A 17,039-nucleotide genomic window follows, 5' to 3' on the forward strand; every position below is an offset into this window, starting at 1 on the left:
TCTTGATGTTGGTTTTCAGGCAGATAATGTTCTTTTTCCTTATTTATAAGGCAAATTCCATATTTTATGACTCCTCATCATTGGATATGGGATACTGGCTGGTAGAGTTATGAACCTTGCTTTTAAATTTATAGAGATAAGGCGCTTTATTGGCTGAACCGTCATAAAGTTTTTCAAGTCTGTCAAGAATATTTAAGCTTAAAATTTTACGCTGGAAATTATTTCTTCTGAATTTTTGTCCTAAAATCGTTTCATAGAGAGACTGAAGGTCTTTCATCGTAAATTTTTCAGGAAGGAGATTGCTGGCTGCCACCTCCGTATTGATGTTCATCCTCAGGTATTCTAGCCCGGTTTCAATAATCCTGTCATGATCGAAAGCCATCTTAGGTAAATTGTTGACTTCAAACCATTCACAGCTTTCATTAAAAGCATCAGGAAAAGTATTGGCCAGGGAAAAATCGATAAGGCTGCAATACCCCACAGTAATAAACCGCTGGAAAATCCAGTGATCCGGCGGTACCTGAATACCTTTGTTTTTAAGGAGAATCTGATGGACATTATTCTCCGTACGGTCTATTCTTCCAAACGTGTGAAACTGTTTCAGAAAAATATCTTCAAGATGTGTTCTTTCAAACAAAACTCTTGCTGCAGCTTCTCTTAAATCTTCATCATTGAAAACAAAACCACCTGGAAGCGACCACAGATCCAGATCGTGATACTTTAAAAGAAGAACTTTCAAAATATTATTATGAAAGCCGAAAATAGTACAGTCAACAGATATGTGAGCAACAAAATCTTTTGTATCGATCAGTTCCTGAAGTGTTTCTTTACTTTTTGTGTCTTTGATTTTCATGGCTGTAAAAATAAAACTATTTTCTTTTTGAAACGTTAAAAAATACCAAACTAATCACAAAAAGAAGGAGTACGAAAATTAAGATATATAACGGATAGAAATTCAGCCATTGTTTTTCAAACAGAACAGCCATAATAATAGAGCTTACAGAGCTGCCCAAAGAAGAAAAAATAACAATAAGGGAGGTGAAAAGATTCACCTGTTCTTTATCAATCTGTGCAATCATTTTTGAATTGATAACAGGGTAGAGCGGCGACAAAAACAAACCGATCACCGGGAATAAAAAGAGAATTATCCTTGAATCTGCCGACTCAAAATACTGTACTCCCACAATAATCACCAGTAAACCGATAATGAAGGCCATACATGACCTGTAATACCCCGGCAGTGAAAATCTTCTGATAATATTTGCTGTTACTGTTCTGCCTGCATAAGAAAATACGGCCAGAAAAGAAGTAGCCTGAAGTGCAAAAAATGAATTGACCTTCAGGTGATTTTTATAAAAAGAAGGAAGCCATGAATTAAATCCCTGCTCTATAAAAACGATAAAAAATATTACCCCAAGGAATAGTGTTACAGCAGGAGTCATGAATCCGGACAGTTCTGAAAAAATATTTTTGTTTTCAACGGGTCTGGCCTCAGCGATGGTAATGTTTGACAGCATGAAGATCGCTGATGCACATAAAAAAGCGATCAGTAAAAAACAAAATTTCCAGTATTCAGAATACGCGCTGGATACTACCCATCCAAAACAGGTATTAACAACAAAGATTCCGATCATGAAAGAAGCTTCTACACTGTTCATGGTCTTTGCCAGTGATTTTTCATCTGAAATATTATTCCGGATTATCCCAAAAACACAGATCTTTCCTATTGCAAAACAAGCTCCTATGATGGCGAACCATAATTTGAAAAACCAGAAAACTTCTGCGAACGGAAGAAGGCAGCAGCAGAGTCCTACAATTACCAATGCTGAAACCAGCGCTTTTTTCGTTCCTGTTTTGTTAATAAAACCTACAGCAAAAAGAGAAATAAAGGCAATGGGTAAATCTTTAAATGACTCTAAAAGCCCCAATTCTCCATAAGTGATTTTCTCTTCGGATAACTGCAGAATGATAAGTCCCATACAGTTCAGAACCATTGAAAAAATGAGAAAGGTAAGTTTTAACGGAAGGGAAATTTTGGAAAGCTTGTTGGTCATTTTGGGAGATATCTTTATTGTTTTTTTATGAAATTTTATGAAATATTAATGCGAAGATAGTGCTTCTAACCCTGAAAAATAAAAGAAAAATTAAAATTTTTATGAATAGAATGTTAATTAATTGAAAAAAAATTTATTTTTATTGTCTCAATTTGAGAATTAAACAATAACTGTATATGAATGTAAGAATATCAAGAAGCGTAGGAGTGGTTGCCGTCCTCTATTTTACGGCCAACTTCAGTGCCCAGACCACCAAGGTAAAGGACACAATTGCTAAAGAAAACAAAATAGACGAAGTGGTAGTCATCGGCTACGGTACCCAGAAAAAGAGTAATGTAACGGGAGCTATCTCCAGTGTGAGGGCGAAGGATATTGAGGATATTCCTTCAGGAAAACCTGAACAGGTCCTTCAGGGAAGGGCAGCTGGTGTTTCTGTGGTTACCAATTCCGGGCAGCCTGGGTCAGCTGCTACTGTGAGAGTACGTGGTGTTACAAGTTTTGGAGCCGGAAGTAATGATCCTTTATGGGTTGTAGATGGAATTGTGGTGGATAATATTGCATGGCTCAACCAGTCTGACATAGAAAATATTGAAATTCTTAAAGATGGTGCTTCCGCAGCAATTTACGGGGTTTCCGCAGCAAAAGGTGTTATTCTTGTAACGACCAAGAAAGGGAAAAAGGGAAAAATGAATTTAACCTATAACGGGTTTTATGGAATAGGTTCAGCTTCAAAAAAACTGGATCTTTTGAATGCCAGTCAATATGGAACTATAATTAATGAAGCGCTAACCAATGCAGGAAAAGCTCCGCGTTTCACTAATCCTCAATCTTTTGGAGTCGGTACAGACTGGCAGGATGTAGTTTTCAACACAGCTGAAAGAAACTCTCATGAATTCAGTCTGAGTGGAGGAAATGACAGGTCTACTTTTTATTCTTCCTTCGGATATTATGAGCAGGACGGAATTGTTCTGAAAGATATTTCAAATTACAAAAGGATGAATGTAAGGCTGAATTCTACCCATAAAGTTTTTGATTTCCTTACCATTGGACAAACATTCTCCTACACTCATCAAAAGACAAAAGGAGTTAACGCGAATGACGAATTCGGAGGACCTTTAAGTTCGGCTATAAATTTAGATCCTATAACACCGGTAGTGGTTACAGACCCTGCCTTACTGAATACAAGCCCATATAATAATGCAGATATTTCTCCTTATCTGATTAGAGACGCTTTCGGAAATCCATATGGAGTATCAACTATTGTAGAGAATGAGATGACAAACCCGCTGGCATTCAGACAAACCCAGCGTGGAAGATATAACTGGTCTGATGACTTTGTGGCGAATATATTTGCAGAGTTAAAGTTTCTAGAACATTTTACTTTTAAAACTACCCTTAACGGAAAGCTATCCTATTGGGGAAAAGAACAGTTTACGCCTAAGTTTTATCTTAATACCAATTCAAGAAACACTGTATTCAATAGCTTTTTAAGAGAAAGCAACAGGAAGCTTGAATGGAATACGGAAAATACATTGACTTATCAGAATAAATGGGGAAGTCATAATTTAAGTGTATTAATCGGGCAGGGAGCTTACTTTTATAATATAGGTTCAGGAAATAATACTACTTATATCAACCTGCCGGTGAATAACTGGGAAGATGCTTCCTTTAATTTTGATGTTCCACAGGAAAATCGCTCAACATCTGCTTATGACGGAGTTGAGACCCATAAGGCCTCTTATTTTGCAAGAGTGATTTACGATTATGAAGATAAATACCTCTTTACCGGGACAATACGTAGAGATGGTTCCTCTAAATTTGCAAAAAACAGACATTGGGGAAACTTTCCTGCCTTCTCTCTGGGATGGAATATCTCCAACGAAAACTTCTGGCCTGAGAATAAAATTGTTAATACCTTGAAATTCAGAGGAGGATATGGTGTTTTAGGTAATGATGCTATTGAAAACTTCAGATTTGCAAACTTCCTTAAATCAGGAAGTAATTATACCTATGGCGATAATAATATCATTATCGGATATGCTCCGACTACTCTTGAAAACCCGGATCTTCGCTGGGAAGAGACTTCTCAGTTAAATGTTGCTGCCGATTTGAAATTATTAAATGATTTTACCTTGACAGTGGACTGGTTTAAAAAGAAAACAACAGATATTCTCCGTCAGGTGGACATTCCGGGATATGTAGGTGCTCCGGACAGACCTTGGAGAAATGTGGGGGATATGAACAATACTGGAGTTGAAGTTAATCTCGGATATAAAAAGAACTGGTCTGATTTCGGAATTACAGTAAATGGTAATTTCTCGTATTTAAAGAATGAAGTAACAAGGCTTGAAGATGATAAAGTCTATGAGAACTTTGCTTCCTTCCAGTCTATGGGACCTGTAACAAGATTTCAGGTGGGTGCGCCCTATGGAGCTTTTTACGGATATAAGAATGTAGGCATTTTCCAGACGCAGGAGGAAATTAATGCATACAGAAATGCCAATGGTGATTTGATACAGCCTAATGCTAAGCCTGGTGATTTCAAAAGACTTGATGTAAATGGTGATGGTAGAATCAATCAGGATGATTATGAATATTTGGGAAGCTCTGTACCTAAGTTTACCTATGGTTTAACATTAAATCTTAATTATAAGAATGTAGATTTGATGGTATTTTTACAAGGACAGGGAGGAAATAAGATTTTCCAGGGCCTAAGAAGACTTGATCTTTTCTACAGTAATTATCAGACTACAATTCTTGATCGATGGACAGGGCCAGGTACTTCAAATACAGTGGCAAGATTGGATGCCGACGATAAAAATGAAAATTACACCAAAATGTCTGACTATTATCTTCAAAAAGGAGATTTTATGAGAATTAAACTGGTTCAGCTGGGATATACGCTGCCGGTAGATATTTCCAAACGCTTTGGTGCCAATAAGGTAAGATTTTATGTAACGGGAGAAAATCTTTTCACTTTTACAAAATATACAGGATATGATCCTGAAATTGCAGTTAACGATTCCTATGGTATAGACAGAGCCTATTATCCACAGGCCAGAACATTCATATTTGGTGCTAATATTCAATTCTAAAAAAACAACATGAAAAATAGATTCTATAAAGCAATAGTATTGATCGCTCTTACATCAGGTATTGGATTCAGTTCCGTATCTTGTGGTGATGAGTTTATTGAAGATGTGCAGAATAAAGGAGCTTTTGACTCCAATAACTACTTCCAGAATGAAGAACAATCCTTTAGTGCGCTTGTATCAGTGTATGATCTGCTAAGAAAATATTCTGGTGGGTTTGAAAATACGGTAACTTTTTTTAATGCAGCTTCGGATGATTTCTATTCTGGGGGCGGAAGTCCTACAGACGGTACCGGAATACAAAGTTTTTCCAACTATTCTATTGATCAGATCACTGTTCCTAAAACCTACTGGAATGATTTCTATCAGGGAATTGCCAGAGCAAATCTCCTTATTCAGAGAATTCCAGCTGCTAAAATGAATGATCAGACACGCAAGAGATTTATTGCTGAAGCTAAAACGCTGAGGGCTCTTTACTATTTTGAATTGCTGAAAATGTTTGGAAATATTCCACTAATTCTACAGCCTATTACAGCTGCCGATGATTTTTATAATATCCCTCAGGCAGAACCTCAGAAAGTATATGAGCAGATTGAATCAGACATTTTAGCATCCATTAATGATCTTCCACTCTCTATTGCGCCTACTAACAAGGCTGAGGTGGGAAGGATAAGCCAGGGAACAGCCAGAGCTATTTTAGGAAAAATTTATTTGTATAACAATAAGAAAGATCTTGCTGCAGCCCAATTTGCTGAAGTAAACGGAACACCGGGACAAGCCAGCCAGTATGGATATAAATTAATTGCCAATTATAATGATCTGTGGAGACCGGACAATAAGTTCACCACAGAATCTATTCTGGAAGTAATGCATACCAATAAAGGAAATTCAGATTGGGGCTTCTGGGGTCAGGGAAAAGATGAAGGAAACTCTATCTGTATAATGATAGGACCAAGAGGATATGATAGATTAAAAACTACGGCACCTGATATTGTTTCAGGCTGGGCATTTAACACTGCAACAGAAGATCTTTATAACTTTTTGAAGGATGATCCGAGAGTCAATGCCACTATCCTGAACGCGAAACAGCTGACGGCAAACGGAGAAATCAAATATTCACCTGCTCATAATGACACCGGTTATTTTTTGAATAAATATCTTCCCAGAAGGGATGAGGTTTCTAATCTTCCCGGAGCTCCGGAACTTAATTACAGCAGGAATTATATCGTAATCAGACTGGCAGACACATACTTAATGGAAGCTGAAGCATTAAACGGCTCAGGTGCGAGAGCCCAGGCTTTATTAGATGCGGTAAGAGCCAGAGTTGGACTGCCTTCAGTACCGGTAACACTGCAAGCTGTTAAAGATGAACGTAGACGTGAACTAGCCGGTGAAGGACACCGATGGTTTGATCTCGTAAGATGGGGAGAAGCACCTTCCAAATTAGCATCGAGAGGATTTAAACCCAATAAGAATGAGCTTTTACCGATTCCTTATAATGAACTTCTTAATACGAAGATCAAACAAAATCCTGGTTATTAATCCATGAAGTTTCACAACTTATATAGTTTCTTTAGAGGTGCCGCACTGCTTAGTGGTGTGGCCCTTTTTTCTTTATCATGTACCTCAGTGGCATCCAATAAAGGAAATGAAGTGCAGTACTGGCTTACCAAAGGTGATGAAAGTGTAAAATTACAGCAGCAGGCTTCCGTTAAATTTGTAAACAGCTCCAACAGCTTTCAGAATATTGAAATTGATGATACTCAAAAGTTTCAATATGTTGATGGCTTCGGATATACATTAACAGGAGGAAGCGTTGAGGTAATCAACCGCTTGTCGCCTTCCAGAAGAAAAGCACTGCTTTACGAACTTTTTGGAAATGACAAAAACTCAATTTCCATCAGCTATTTAAGACTTAGTATTGGGGCTTCCGATCTTGATGGCGAAGTATTTTCATATGATGACCTTCCCGAAGGGCAGACTGATCCTTCGCTTTCAAAATTCAGCCTGGCAAAGGACAAAAATCTGATTGCTATGCTGAAAGAGATTATAGCGATCAATCCTTCTGTTAAAATCATTGCAGCACCATGGTCCCCTCCCGTTTGGATGAAAGACAACGGTAAATCAAAAGGTGGAAGCCTGAAGCCTGAATTCTATGAAACTTATGCCCGATATTTTGTAAAATACATCCAGGGCATGAAAAAAGAAGGCATCATCATTCATGCGGTAACACCTCAGAATGAGCCTTTACATCCCGGAAATAATCCAAGTATGTATATGCCGTCTGAGCAGCAGGGAGATTTTATCAGAAATCATCTGGGGCCGGCTTTTAAGACGAATGGAATCAACACCAAAATTGTTGTTTACGACCACAACTGCAACAAACCAGAATATGCTATTGATATTTTAAAAGATGCTGAGGCAAACAAATATATAGACGGGTCAGCTTTTCACCTGTACGAAGGAGATATCTCCGCATTAAGTACGGTGCACAATGCTTTTCCGGACAAAAATCTATACTTTACGGAACAGTGGACAGGTTCAAAAGGAACTTTTACCGAAGATCTGAACTGGCATACGAAAAATGTAATCATAGGCTCCATGAGAAACTGGAGTAAAATCGCTTTAGAATGGAACCTTGCCAACGACCCTGAATTTAAACCGCATACAGATGGCGGATGCACAGAATGTAAAGGTGCCATAACCGTTTCTGATAGTGAAAACTTCACCAGAAATGTTTCCTATTATATTATTGCCCACGCTTCAAAATTTGTTCCGGCAGGATCTCAGCGCATCGCTACCACTCAGACTGATAAGCTTTCAACAGCTGCTTTTATGACTCAATTTGGGAAAATAGTTTTAATTGTACAGAACGATAATCAGGCAGATGAGAATTTTAATATTAAATTTGCCGGGAAAACCGCTGCTGTAACAATTTCCGGACGTTCTGCAGCAACCTATATTTTTTAATTGGATACTATGAAAAGAGTTTATTTCTTACTGGCATTTTCCACATTCGGACTGAATGCTTACGGACAAAAAACAATTGATCAGAAGGTGGCAGAGCTGCTGTCTAAAATGACCCTGGAGGAAAAAGTAGGACAAATGGTTCAATACAGCGGGTTCGAATATGCTACAGGACCTCAGCATTCCAATTCGGCTGCTGTTTTAGACGAAATTAAAAAAGGAAAAGTAGGTTCCATGCTGAATGTTGCAGGATCGGAAGAAACCAGAGCCTTTCAGAAACTCGCGATGCAGTCAAGGCTTAAAATCCCTTTACTGTTCGGACAGGACGTTATCCACGGATACCGGACAACCTTTCCGGTGAATATAGGGCAGGCAGCAAGCTGGGACCTGGGAATGATTGAAAAGTCTGAAAGAATAGCTGCTACAGAAGCTGCAGCTTATGGTATCCACTGGACATTTGCTCCGATGGTTGATATCGCCAGAGATCCGAGATGGGGAAGGGTAATGGAAGGTTCCGGAGAAGACACCTATCTTGGAACAAAAATAGGACTGGCAAGAATTAAAGGATTCCAGGGCAGAGGCTTAGGAAGTCTGGATGCTGTGATGGCCTGTGCCAAACACTTTGCAGCGTACGGAGCCGCTGTAGGCGGAAGAGATTACAATTCTGTGGATATGAGCCTCAGACAGCTGAACGAAACTTACCTTCCTCCATTCAAAGCAGCTGCAGAGGCAGGAGTAGCCACTTTTATGAATTCCTTCAATGATATTAACGGAATTCCGGCAACGGCCAATCAATATATTCAGAGAGACCTTTTAAAAGAAAAATGGAATTATAAAGGTTTTGTGGTTTCAGACTGGGGAAGTATCGGGGAAATGATTCCCCACGGTTATGCAAAAGATGCGGCCCAGGCAGCAGAAAAAGCTGTGCAGGGCGGAAGTGATATGGACATGGAAAGCCGTGTCTATATGGCAGAACTTCCAAAACTGGTGAAAGAAGGAAAAGTAGATCCAAAGCTGGTAGATGATGCAGCGGGTAGAATCTTAACCAAGAAATTTGAAATGGGACTTTTCGATGATCCTTACCGGTTTAGTAATGAGAAAAGACAGAAAGAGCAGACGGATAATCAGGAGAACAGAAAATTCGGAAGAGAGTTCGGATCCAAAAGTATCGTACTGCTTAAAAACCAGGGAAATATTCTTCCGCTTTCAAAAAATACAAAAACTGTCGCTCTGATTGGTCCTTTCGGGAAAGAAACGGTAGCGAACCACGGGTTCTGGTCTGTTGCTTTCAAAGATGACAACCAAAGAATTGTTTCACAATTTGACGGAATTAAAAATCAATTGGATAAAAATTCCACTTTACTCTATGCAAAAGGCTGTAATGTTGATGATCAGGACAAAAGCCAGTTTGCAGAAGCGATAGAAACGGCGAAAAAAGCAGATGTGGTGATTATGACATTAGGGGAAGGCCATGCGATGAGCGGGGAAGCAAAAAGCAGAAGCAGTATTGGTTTTACAGGTGTTCAGGAAGATCTGCTGAAAGAAATTGCCAAAACCGGAAAACCGGTCATTCTGATGATCAATGCCGGAAGACCTCTGATTTTCAACTGGGCATCAGACAATATTCCTGCAATTATGTACACATGGTGGTTGGGAACCGAAGCCGGAAACTCTATTGCAGATGTTCTGTTCGGGACAGTAAATCCTGGTGGAAAGCTTCCGATGACTTTCCCAAGAACAGAAGGTCAGATTCCTGTGTATTATAATCATTACAATACGGGAAGACCTGCAAAAAATAATACAGACAGAAACTATGTTTCAGCCTACATAGATCTTGATAATGATCCGAAATATCCGTTCGGATACGGGTTGAGTTACACAGATTTCAAATACTCTGATATGGTTTTAAGTTCTGCAAACCTTACAGGAAATCAGACACTGAACATCAGTGTTACGGTTTCCAATACAGGAAAATATGATGGAGAAGAGGTAGTACAGCTTTATATCAGGGATCTTTTCGGAAAAGTAGTAAGACCGGTAAAAGAGTTAAAAGGTTTCCAGAAAGTATTCATCAAAAAAGGAGAAAGCAAAAAGATCGATTTTAAACTTACTCCTGAAGATCTGAAATTCTTTGATGATGAGCTGAATTTTGACTGGGAAGGCGGAGAATTCGACATTATGATTGGAACTGACTCTCAACATGTGCAGACCAAAAGAATAAACTGGACCAAATAAATTCAATAGGAGCGGGCTTTAGCCCGCTTAATCAAAAGTCAGAAAAAATGGCTTTAGCCAAAACTTAAATCTACTTATGCATGAGTCTCAAAGCTAAAAATATCATCAGAATATGCGCAGCAGGAACTTTTTTCTTTACTGTTTTGAACTGCGCTTCACAAAAACCTGATGCCCGCAGAACACTGATATGGAGTGATGAGTTTAACGGTAAAGGGCTACCTGATTCATCAAAATGGAATTACGATGTAGGAGGAGGAGGTTTTGGTAATGAAGAGGCTCAGTTTTATACGAAAAACAGGCTTGAAAACGCCAGAATGGAAAAGGGAAGTCTTATTATTGAAGCCAGAAAAGAAAACTGGGAAAACAATAAATATACTTCTGCAAGGCTTTTAACCAAAGGAAAATTTGCCTTCCAATATGGAACAGTAGAAGTAAGAGCAAAGCTTCCCAAAGGCCGCGGAACATGGCCCGCCATATGGATGATGAGTGAAAATATGAAAAAATGGCCGGATGACGGCGAACTGGATATCATGGAACATGTCGGCTATAACCAGGGGTATATTCATGCTTCTGTTCATACCAAAAAATACAACCATATCCAGGGGACACAGAAAACCGATACGCTGTTTGTAAAAGATGCAAGCGAAAAGTTTCATGTCTATAAAGCAGACTGGACACCGGAAAAAATAGATGTTTATATCGATGACCAAAAGTTTTTCACCTATGAAAATAAAGAGAAAAATAATGATGCATGGCCTTTTAACAGACCTTACTTTATCATTTTAAATCTTGCAGTAGGAGGGTTTTGGGGAGGAAAAGAAGGCATTGATGATGCTGTTTTTCCACAGAAGTATTACATAGACTATGTAAGAGTCTATCAAAATAAATAATGAATAGGGGACGCAACTGTCCAAAATAAAAAAATCATGAGAAAACTAATTGTAAGTTGTTTTGTAGTAGGCGTTGTCATCAATGTCAATGCTCAGAATTATTGGAAAAAGAATGCAGGAAAAACAGCTAAAGTAATCCTTACCAATTCGAAAGCGAATGAGAAGATGGCGGATAAAGGAGCAGTTAAATTTGAACAATTCGGGCAGCCTAAAGAAACCGAGGCCTGTATTTTTGTGGCTCCCAACTTTAAATATCAGAAGCTGATAGGAATTGGTGGTGCTATTACAGACGCATCAGCAGAAACTTTTTATAAAATGCCAAAGAACAAGCAGAAGGAAATTCTGGATGCTTATTTTGGGAAAAACGGATTGGGATATACTGTGGTACGTACCAATATGAATTCCTGTGACTTTTCCAGTGATTCCTATACTTATGTAGAAGACAATGATACTTCCCTGAAGACTTTCAACATTGCCCATGATGAAAAGTATAAGATTCCAATGATCAAAGAAGCACAGAAAGCAATAGGAAATAATTTTACCTTCTATTTCTCCCCATGGAGCCCGCCAGCCTGGATGAAATCCAATAAAAGTTTATACAAAGGAGGAAGATTGGAGAATCAATACTACCAGACGTGGGCAGATTATTACATCAAATTCATTAAAGAATATGAAAAGAGAGGAATTAATATCTGGGGACTGACTGTTCAAAACGAGCCAATGGCCACCCAAAGCTGGGAATCATGCATCTATACTGCTGAAGAAGAAGGTGAATTCCTGAAAAAAAACCTTGGCCCAACCCTTTGGAAAAACGGATATAAAGATAAAAAAGTAATGATCTGGGATCACAACAGAGACCTTATCTATCAAAGAGCTACCACAACATTAAGCGATCCGGAAACATCAAAATATGCCAGCGGTATCGGGTACCACTGGTATGAAACATGGAATAATAAAACGCAGCTTTTTGATAATTTGGCAGAAACGCACAGAGCTTTTCCTGATAAATTCCTGGCTTTTACTGAAGGATGTAAAGAACAGTTCAGTATGGATAAAATCTATGATGTAAGCCTGGGTGAGCTGTACAGTAAAAATATGCTGAATGACTTCAACAAAGGAAATGCTCTATGGACTGACTGGAATATTCTCCTGGATGAAACCGGAGGACCCAACCATAAAGGAAACTTCTGCTTTGCCCCGATTATTGCAGATACCAAAACAGGCGAGGTGTTCTATACCTATGAATACTATTATATAGGCCATGTTTCAAAATATATCAAACCAAATGCACAGAGAATCGGAACTTCATCAAACAGGGCTGCATTAACTTCTTCCGCTTTTATGAATGAAAACGGACAACTGGTAACTGTTATCATGAACGATTCAGACAATGATATCGAAACAAACCTATGGATTGAAGGTATGGCGGCCAAACTGAATGCCCCGGCACACTCTATACAGACCGTAATTTTATAGTATCATATTAATATTATTTTTGACAGATCCGGCGGCCTCAAAGAGGCCGCCGGGTTTATTTACATACCATCATGTTCTGACAAAAAACAAAAGACCCATGAAAACTTCATGGGTCTTATTTATTGTAAGCGAAACTTTATCAGTCTGTTATTTTTCAGTATCATATTTACTGATCACTTTCTGGGTAACTCCTGAGCTGCTGAAACCGCCATCATGGAAAAGGTTCTGCATGGTCACTTTCTTCGTAAGATCAGAGAAAAGGGTAACACAGTAGTCTGCACATTCAAGAGCGGTAGCATTTCCCAGAGGAGACATATCTTCTGCATATCCAAGGAATCCTCCGAAACCTTTCACACCGCTTCCGGCAGTAGTCATTGTAGGAGACTGGGAAACCGTGTTTACACGTACTTTTCTTTCTCCCCAGTAGTTTCCGAAAGTTCTTGCGATACTTTCAAGATATGCTTTGTTATCAGACATATCATTATAATCCGGGAATGTTCTCTGAGCTGCGATATAAGTAAGCGCCAGAATACTTCCCCATTCATTCATACAGTCTTTTTCCCATGCTACACGCATTACTTTATGGAAAGAAACAGCAGAAATATCCCAGCCTTTTTCCAACCAGTCGTAATTCATTTCTGTATAATGTTTTCCTTTTCTAACGTTGATAGACATCCCGATAGAGTGAAGGATAAAGTCGATTTTTCCAAATTTTGCAACAGCGGCATCAAAAAGTTTTTCAAGATCTTCTACAGAAGTAGCATCAGCACCTATTACTTCAGAACCTGTTTTTTCTGCTAAACCATTAAGCTCTCCCATTCTTAATGCAATAGGAGCATTAGATAAAATAAATTCAGCACCTTCCTCATGGCATCTTTCAGCAACTTTCCATGCGATAGATTGTTCATTAAGGGCTCCAAAAATAATTCCCTTTTTGCCTTTAAGTAAACCGTATGACATAATTTTTTAATGTTTATTATACTACAAATGTAACAATAATTGTGCTTATGGCATAATAAAAAATGGAGCCTTAACAATTTAAGACTCCATTTTATTGAAAATATTTATATGACTGAAATACTAATTGGTTTTCTTATTCCATTCTGCCTTTACATCTTCTGCCGCATCTTTGGTTTTTTCCCATGCCTCATCTGCTTTATCCTTAATATCTTCCCAGGCATCGGATACATTAGCTTTTACCCTGTCTAGCCAGTCTTCCTGGCTGGCCTCCTCATCATTATTCCTCTTCTCATTGATATAGTCTTTAGCCTTGTCTGCCAATTCATTGATTTTCCATTTGGTTTTGTCCGCTGCATTCTGTAAAGAGTTTTCTACATTATTTACTGCATTTTCCGCTTTGTTATACTCTGAATTGTTCATAATAATATAAATTTTAGTGTTGTAACAATAATTAAACAATAACCATTCCTAAAACACCGCTTCTCTGTTAAATTTTTCATAATCTTTTATTATGTTTTCCCAAATCAGTAGTAACTTTAACGTGTAAAATTTGATAATCATGGAAAAAATACGTTGTGGCTGGTGCGAAAAAGATGATCTTTACAGGAAATATCATGATGAAGAGTGGGGAAGGCCCGTCTATGATGATGAAACGATATTTGAATTTTTAATTCTTGAAAGCTTTCAGGCCGGTTTAAGCTGGTATACTATTTTATCTAAAAGGGAAAATTTCAGAAAAGCTTTTGATCATTTTGATTATAAAAAAGTGGCGGCATATTCTGACAAAAAAATTGAAGAATTAATGAATAATCCCGGAATTATAAGAAACAGGCTTAAAATTCTGGCTGCAGTTACCAATGCTCAGAGATTTATGGATGTTCAGACAGAATTTGGAAGCTTTTCCCAATACATCTGGGATTTTATTGACGGAAAACCGATTGATAACAGCCCGGAGAGACTGTCTGATGTTCCTGCTACGACAGAGATCTCTGACCGTATTTCCAAAGACCTTAAAAAGAGAGGTTTCAAATTTGTCGGATCTACAGTAGTTTATGCTCATATGCAGGCTACCGGAATGGTCAATGATCATTTAAAAAGTTGCTTTACCAGAACATCATAACTTATTGATATTTTTGTATGATTAAAAAATGAAAACCTCTGTTGAAATATGAAGGAAATAGGAATTATAGGCTATGGCTGGCTGGGAGAAAGAATAGCATCCGTGTTATCGGGAAAACACAAACTATCCGTTACGACAACTACAGAGGATAAACTCCGCATACTGCATTCTAAAGGCATCCATGCAGTAGTGGCATCTTTTCCGGATTATCAGTTGTCTGAACCTGTTTCCCGGTGGGAAGAAATTAAAGATATGGATGTTTTGATCATTACCATTCCTGTTTCTGAAAAAAGCTGCTGTGTAAGTTCTTTGTATAACAGAATTCAGAATTTATCAGCTTTTATCGGAGATTTTAAAGGACAGATGTTTCTGATGAGTTCCACAGGGGTTTATCCTGATATTGCTAAAGAATTCACAGAAGAAGATGTTCCTTTTGAAAAAGTATCGGGCGAAAGAATGCTTAGAAGTAAATATCCTCAGCTGAATATTCTGAGACTTGGCGGTCTGATGGGAGACAACAGACTTTTAAAAAATTATAATGTCGGCAATCTTGATCATGCCGTGAATCATATTCATTATGCTGATATCAGCGGGATTATTTCAGAAATGATGGAACAGAAAGCTGAAGCTAAATTATATAATGTAACGGCTCCCATTCATCCGGCCAAAAGCCAGGTGATCAATGCACAGAAAGATATTCCGGACGAAGAAGAATTTGAGGTGAAAGGAAAGAAAATAATATCATCAAAACTGGTTTCAGAACTGGATTATGTGTTTCTTCATCCTGATCCGAGAAAGTTTCATTTATAATTGAACTATATTACTGCCAGATTAACGAGCCTCGCAAATTGGCTAAGATTAAAATGGACTGTTCCTAAACAGTTAAATATTTTTTTAAGGAGGATATGGAAGTGAAGAAAAATTTCTTGAAATTTAAAATATGATAGTATAATATATATACTATTGAGATTTATGCTTAATTGTCTTGTTTTCAGCATGTTAAATGATAAAAATAACTATTTTTGTATTATCAATACACATGCGAATGAAAAACAAATTACTCTCCTATTTTTCCATATTTCTATTTTGTATATCTGGAAAACTTGTATCCCAAACATATCAACTTAGTGGAAATCCAGTAAATACCGCGGGATGGGATTTTGTTCCTTCTGCTATTGTGAATGGGGATTTTGTGCAATTAACATCAGACCAAACCAGCCAGGTTGGTGGTATAAGATTACATGCTCCAATAAATTTAAAACATTGTAATAAATGGAAAGTAGAATTTGACTTTAGAATTGATGGGAATGGTTCATATGCCCATGGAAATGGAATTGCTTTTTGGTATTTATCAAATGCTCCGTTTAGCTATGGAGCAGGGGATGAGCTTGGAATTCCTAATAATGCAGCAGGATTAATGGTAGCATTTGATATTTATAATAACTCTAACCATACAGAGATGAGTAAAGTTCATCTTTTGTATGGGACCAATAGCAGTAATATAGAGTTTAACAATACTCCAGGAAGTACATTTCATTCTCCTGATCTTACTGCTCAACCTTTTGTAGGGCCAAATTATAAACATGTGGAAATAAATGGTGAAATAGATCCTGCAAATCTTAATAATTGGATTATTAAAATAAAAATCGACAATATACAAATTGTCAATCAGTCATTTGCTCCTTCAGGGGGAGCCGTAAATATGCCTCAGGGATGTTTGGGCTTCTCAGCTTCTACAGGCGTTGCAAGTGCAAGACACTCTATTAAAAATGTGAAAATATACACTGATAAAGTTCCAGTTTTACAAAATACTGTATCTCAATCTTTTTGTCCGGGAAATGGAACTGTAGATTTAACTTCTTATAATTCTCAGTTCGTTTCCAACCCAAACAATTATACTTTTACTTATTATGTTCAGGGAAATACAATACCTGTTGCGAACCCTACTAATTTCCAATTTAATACAGATACAACAATTTTAGTTGTTATCAAAGATTCTTCATCATTATTGTGTGATAATGGAGATTCGAAAATACTGCTCAACATTACTCAAGCAGGGTCACCTACAATTACAAGCTCATCACCCACAATCTGCTTTGGCGGAAGCGTTACCCTGACCTCCAATCAGGCAGCAGGCAATACCTGGTCTACGGGAGCAACGACTCAATCTATTACCGTAACAACTCCAGGAACCTATACATTAACCAATACGAGTGGCACCTGCACGAGCGCACCTGCATCAATT

At 38.0% G+C, this 17,039-nt stretch carries 13 protein-coding genes; 9 read left to right on the forward strand and 4 right to left on the reverse strand.

All coding sequences use genetic code 11. The features are described 5' to 3' along the window. Nucleotides 1–64 precede the first annotated feature (64 nt). Nucleotides 65–853 (reverse strand): NUDIX hydrolase, encoded by a 789-nt coding sequence (locus tag ACR1PO_RS19830; protein WP_050791148.1) that lies wholly within the window; start codon nucleotides 851–853, stop codon nucleotides 65–67. A 16-nt stretch (nucleotides 854–869) separates the two neighbouring features. Continuing rightward, on the reverse strand, nucleotides 870–2,054 hold the full coding sequence (locus tag ACR1PO_RS19835) for an MFS transporter (RefSeq protein ID WP_433987919.1): 1,185 nt from the start codon (nucleotides 2,052–2,054) through the stop codon (nucleotides 870–872). Nucleotides 2,055–2,230: 176 nt separating this feature from the next. Between ACR1PO_RS19835 and ACR1PO_RS19840 the strand changes: the two genes are divergently transcribed. The 6 genes from ACR1PO_RS19840 (at nucleotide 2,231) to ACR1PO_RS19865 (ending at nucleotide 12,714) form a co-directional block, all read left to right on the forward strand. After that, complete coding sequence (locus tag ACR1PO_RS19840; RefSeq protein WP_433987920.1) at nucleotides 2,231–5,149, forward strand: SusC/RagA family TonB-linked outer membrane protein; 2,919 nt, start codon at nucleotides 2,231–2,233, stop codon at nucleotides 5,147–5,149. Between the two features lie 9 nt (nucleotides 5,150–5,158). Then, entirely contained in the window at nucleotides 5,159–6,688 is a 1,530-nt protein-coding gene (locus tag ACR1PO_RS19845) for a RagB/SusD family nutrient uptake outer membrane protein (protein WP_433987921.1), read from the forward strand. 3 nt (nucleotides 6,689–6,691) lie between these two features. Next, nucleotides 6,692–8,116 carry a glycoside hydrolase family 30 protein gene (locus ACR1PO_RS19850; protein WP_433987922.1) on the forward strand — a complete coding sequence of 475 codons (1,425 nt, stop codon included), beginning with the start codon at nucleotides 6,692–6,694 and terminating at the stop codon, nucleotides 8,114–8,116. Nucleotides 8,117–8,125: 9 nt separating this feature from the next. Continuing rightward, nucleotides 8,126–10,348, forward strand: coding sequence for a glycoside hydrolase family 3 N-terminal domain-containing protein (locus tag ACR1PO_RS19855; protein ID WP_433987923.1), 2,223 nt, complete (start codon nucleotides 8,126–8,128; stop codon nucleotides 10,346–10,348). A gap of 80 nt (nucleotides 10,349–10,428) precedes the next feature. Continuing rightward, nucleotides 10,429–11,238 carry a glycoside hydrolase family 16 protein gene (locus ACR1PO_RS19860; protein ID WP_433987924.1) on the forward strand — a complete coding sequence of 270 codons (810 nt, stop codon included), beginning with the start codon at nucleotides 10,429–10,431 and terminating at the stop codon, nucleotides 11,236–11,238. Between the two features lie 36 nt (nucleotides 11,239–11,274). After that, the gene (locus ACR1PO_RS19865; RefSeq protein WP_278353471.1) at nucleotides 11,275–12,714 is read left to right on the forward strand and encodes a glycoside hydrolase family 30 protein; all 1,440 of its coding nucleotides are present in this window, start codon (nucleotides 11,275–11,277) and stop codon (nucleotides 12,712–12,714) included. Nucleotides 12,715–12,861: 147 nt separating this feature from the next. On the opposite strand, the gene ACR1PO_RS19870 is transcribed toward ACR1PO_RS19865, so the two are convergent. Both ACR1PO_RS19870 and ACR1PO_RS19875 read right to left on the reverse strand, forming a co-directional pair. Continuing rightward, nucleotides 12,862–13,674: an enoyl-ACP reductase FabI gene (locus ACR1PO_RS19870; RefSeq protein ID WP_002979980.1), complete on the reverse strand. Its 813-nt coding sequence runs from the start codon at nucleotides 13,672–13,674 to the stop codon at nucleotides 12,862–12,864. A gap of 120 nt (nucleotides 13,675–13,794) precedes the next feature. Next, nucleotides 13,795–14,094, reverse strand: a complete 300-nt coding sequence (locus tag ACR1PO_RS19875) for a hypothetical protein (protein WP_131433467.1) — start codon at nucleotides 14,092–14,094, stop codon at nucleotides 13,795–13,797. Nucleotides 14,095–14,233: 139 nt separating this feature from the next. Here ACR1PO_RS19875 and ACR1PO_RS19880 point away from each other — a divergent pair, with 139 nt between their 5' ends. The 3 genes from ACR1PO_RS19880 to ACR1PO_RS19890 form a co-directional block, all read left to right on the forward strand. Further along, complete coding sequence (locus ACR1PO_RS19880) at nucleotides 14,234–14,794, forward strand: DNA-3-methyladenine glycosylase I (RefSeq protein ID WP_433987925.1); 561 nt, start codon at nucleotides 14,234–14,236, stop codon at nucleotides 14,792–14,794. Nucleotides 14,795–14,842: 48 nt separating this feature from the next. After that, entirely contained in the window at nucleotides 14,843–15,604 is a 762-nt protein-coding gene (locus ACR1PO_RS19885) for an NAD-binding protein (protein ID WP_433987926.1), read from the forward strand. Between the two features lie 235 nt (nucleotides 15,605–15,839). After that, nucleotides 15,840–17,039: L-type lectin family protein (locus ACR1PO_RS19890; RefSeq protein WP_433987927.1), on the forward strand; the 1,200-nt coding region annotated here is incomplete at its 3' end.

This window comes from Chryseobacterium amylolyticum (assembly GCF_051011775.1).
Lineage (GTDB): Bacteria > Bacteroidota > Bacteroidia > Flavobacteriales > Weeksellaceae > Chryseobacterium.

Bases quoted from the DNA above. Each gene is read 5' to 3' on its own strand.
- ACR1PO_RS19875 (WP_131433467.1), bottom strand. From the start codon at position 14,094: ATGAACAATTCAGAGTATAACAAAGCGGAAAATGCAGTAAATAATGTA.
- ACR1PO_RS19845 (WP_433987921.1), top strand. From the start codon at position 5,159: ATGAAAAATAGATTCTATAAAGCAATAGTATTGATCGCTCTTACATCA.
- ACR1PO_RS19840 (WP_433987920.1), top strand. From the start codon at position 2,231: ATGAATGTAAGAATATCAAGAAGCGTAGGAGTGGTTGCCGTCCTCTAT.
- ACR1PO_RS19830 (WP_050791148.1), bottom strand. From the start codon at position 853: ATGAAAATCAAAGACACAAAAAGTAAAGAAACACTTCAGGAACTGATC.
- ACR1PO_RS19835 (WP_433987919.1), bottom strand. From the start codon at position 2,054: ATGACCAACAAGCTTTCCAAAATTTCCCTTCCGTTAAAACTTACCTTT.
- ACR1PO_RS19850 (WP_433987922.1), top strand. From the start codon at position 6,692: ATGAAGTTTCACAACTTATATAGTTTCTTTAGAGGTGCCGCACTGCTT.
- ACR1PO_RS19865 (WP_278353471.1), top strand. From the start codon at position 11,275: ATGAGAAAACTAATTGTAAGTTGTTTTGTAGTAGGCGTTGTCATCAAT.
- ACR1PO_RS19880 (WP_433987925.1), top strand. From the start codon at position 14,234: ATGGAAAAAATACGTTGTGGCTGGTGCGAAAAAGATGATCTTTACAGG.
- ACR1PO_RS19870 (WP_002979980.1), bottom strand. From the start codon at position 13,674: ATGTCATACGGTTTACTTAAAGGCAAAAAGGGAATTATTTTTGGAGCC.
- ACR1PO_RS19860 (WP_433987924.1), top strand. From the start codon at position 10,429: ATGAGTCTCAAAGCTAAAAATATCATCAGAATATGCGCAGCAGGAACT.
- ACR1PO_RS19885 (WP_433987926.1), top strand. From the start codon at position 14,843: ATGAAGGAAATAGGAATTATAGGCTATGGCTGGCTGGGAGAAAGAATA.
- ACR1PO_RS19855 (WP_433987923.1), top strand. From the start codon at position 8,126: ATGAAAAGAGTTTATTTCTTACTGGCATTTTCCACATTCGGACTGAAT.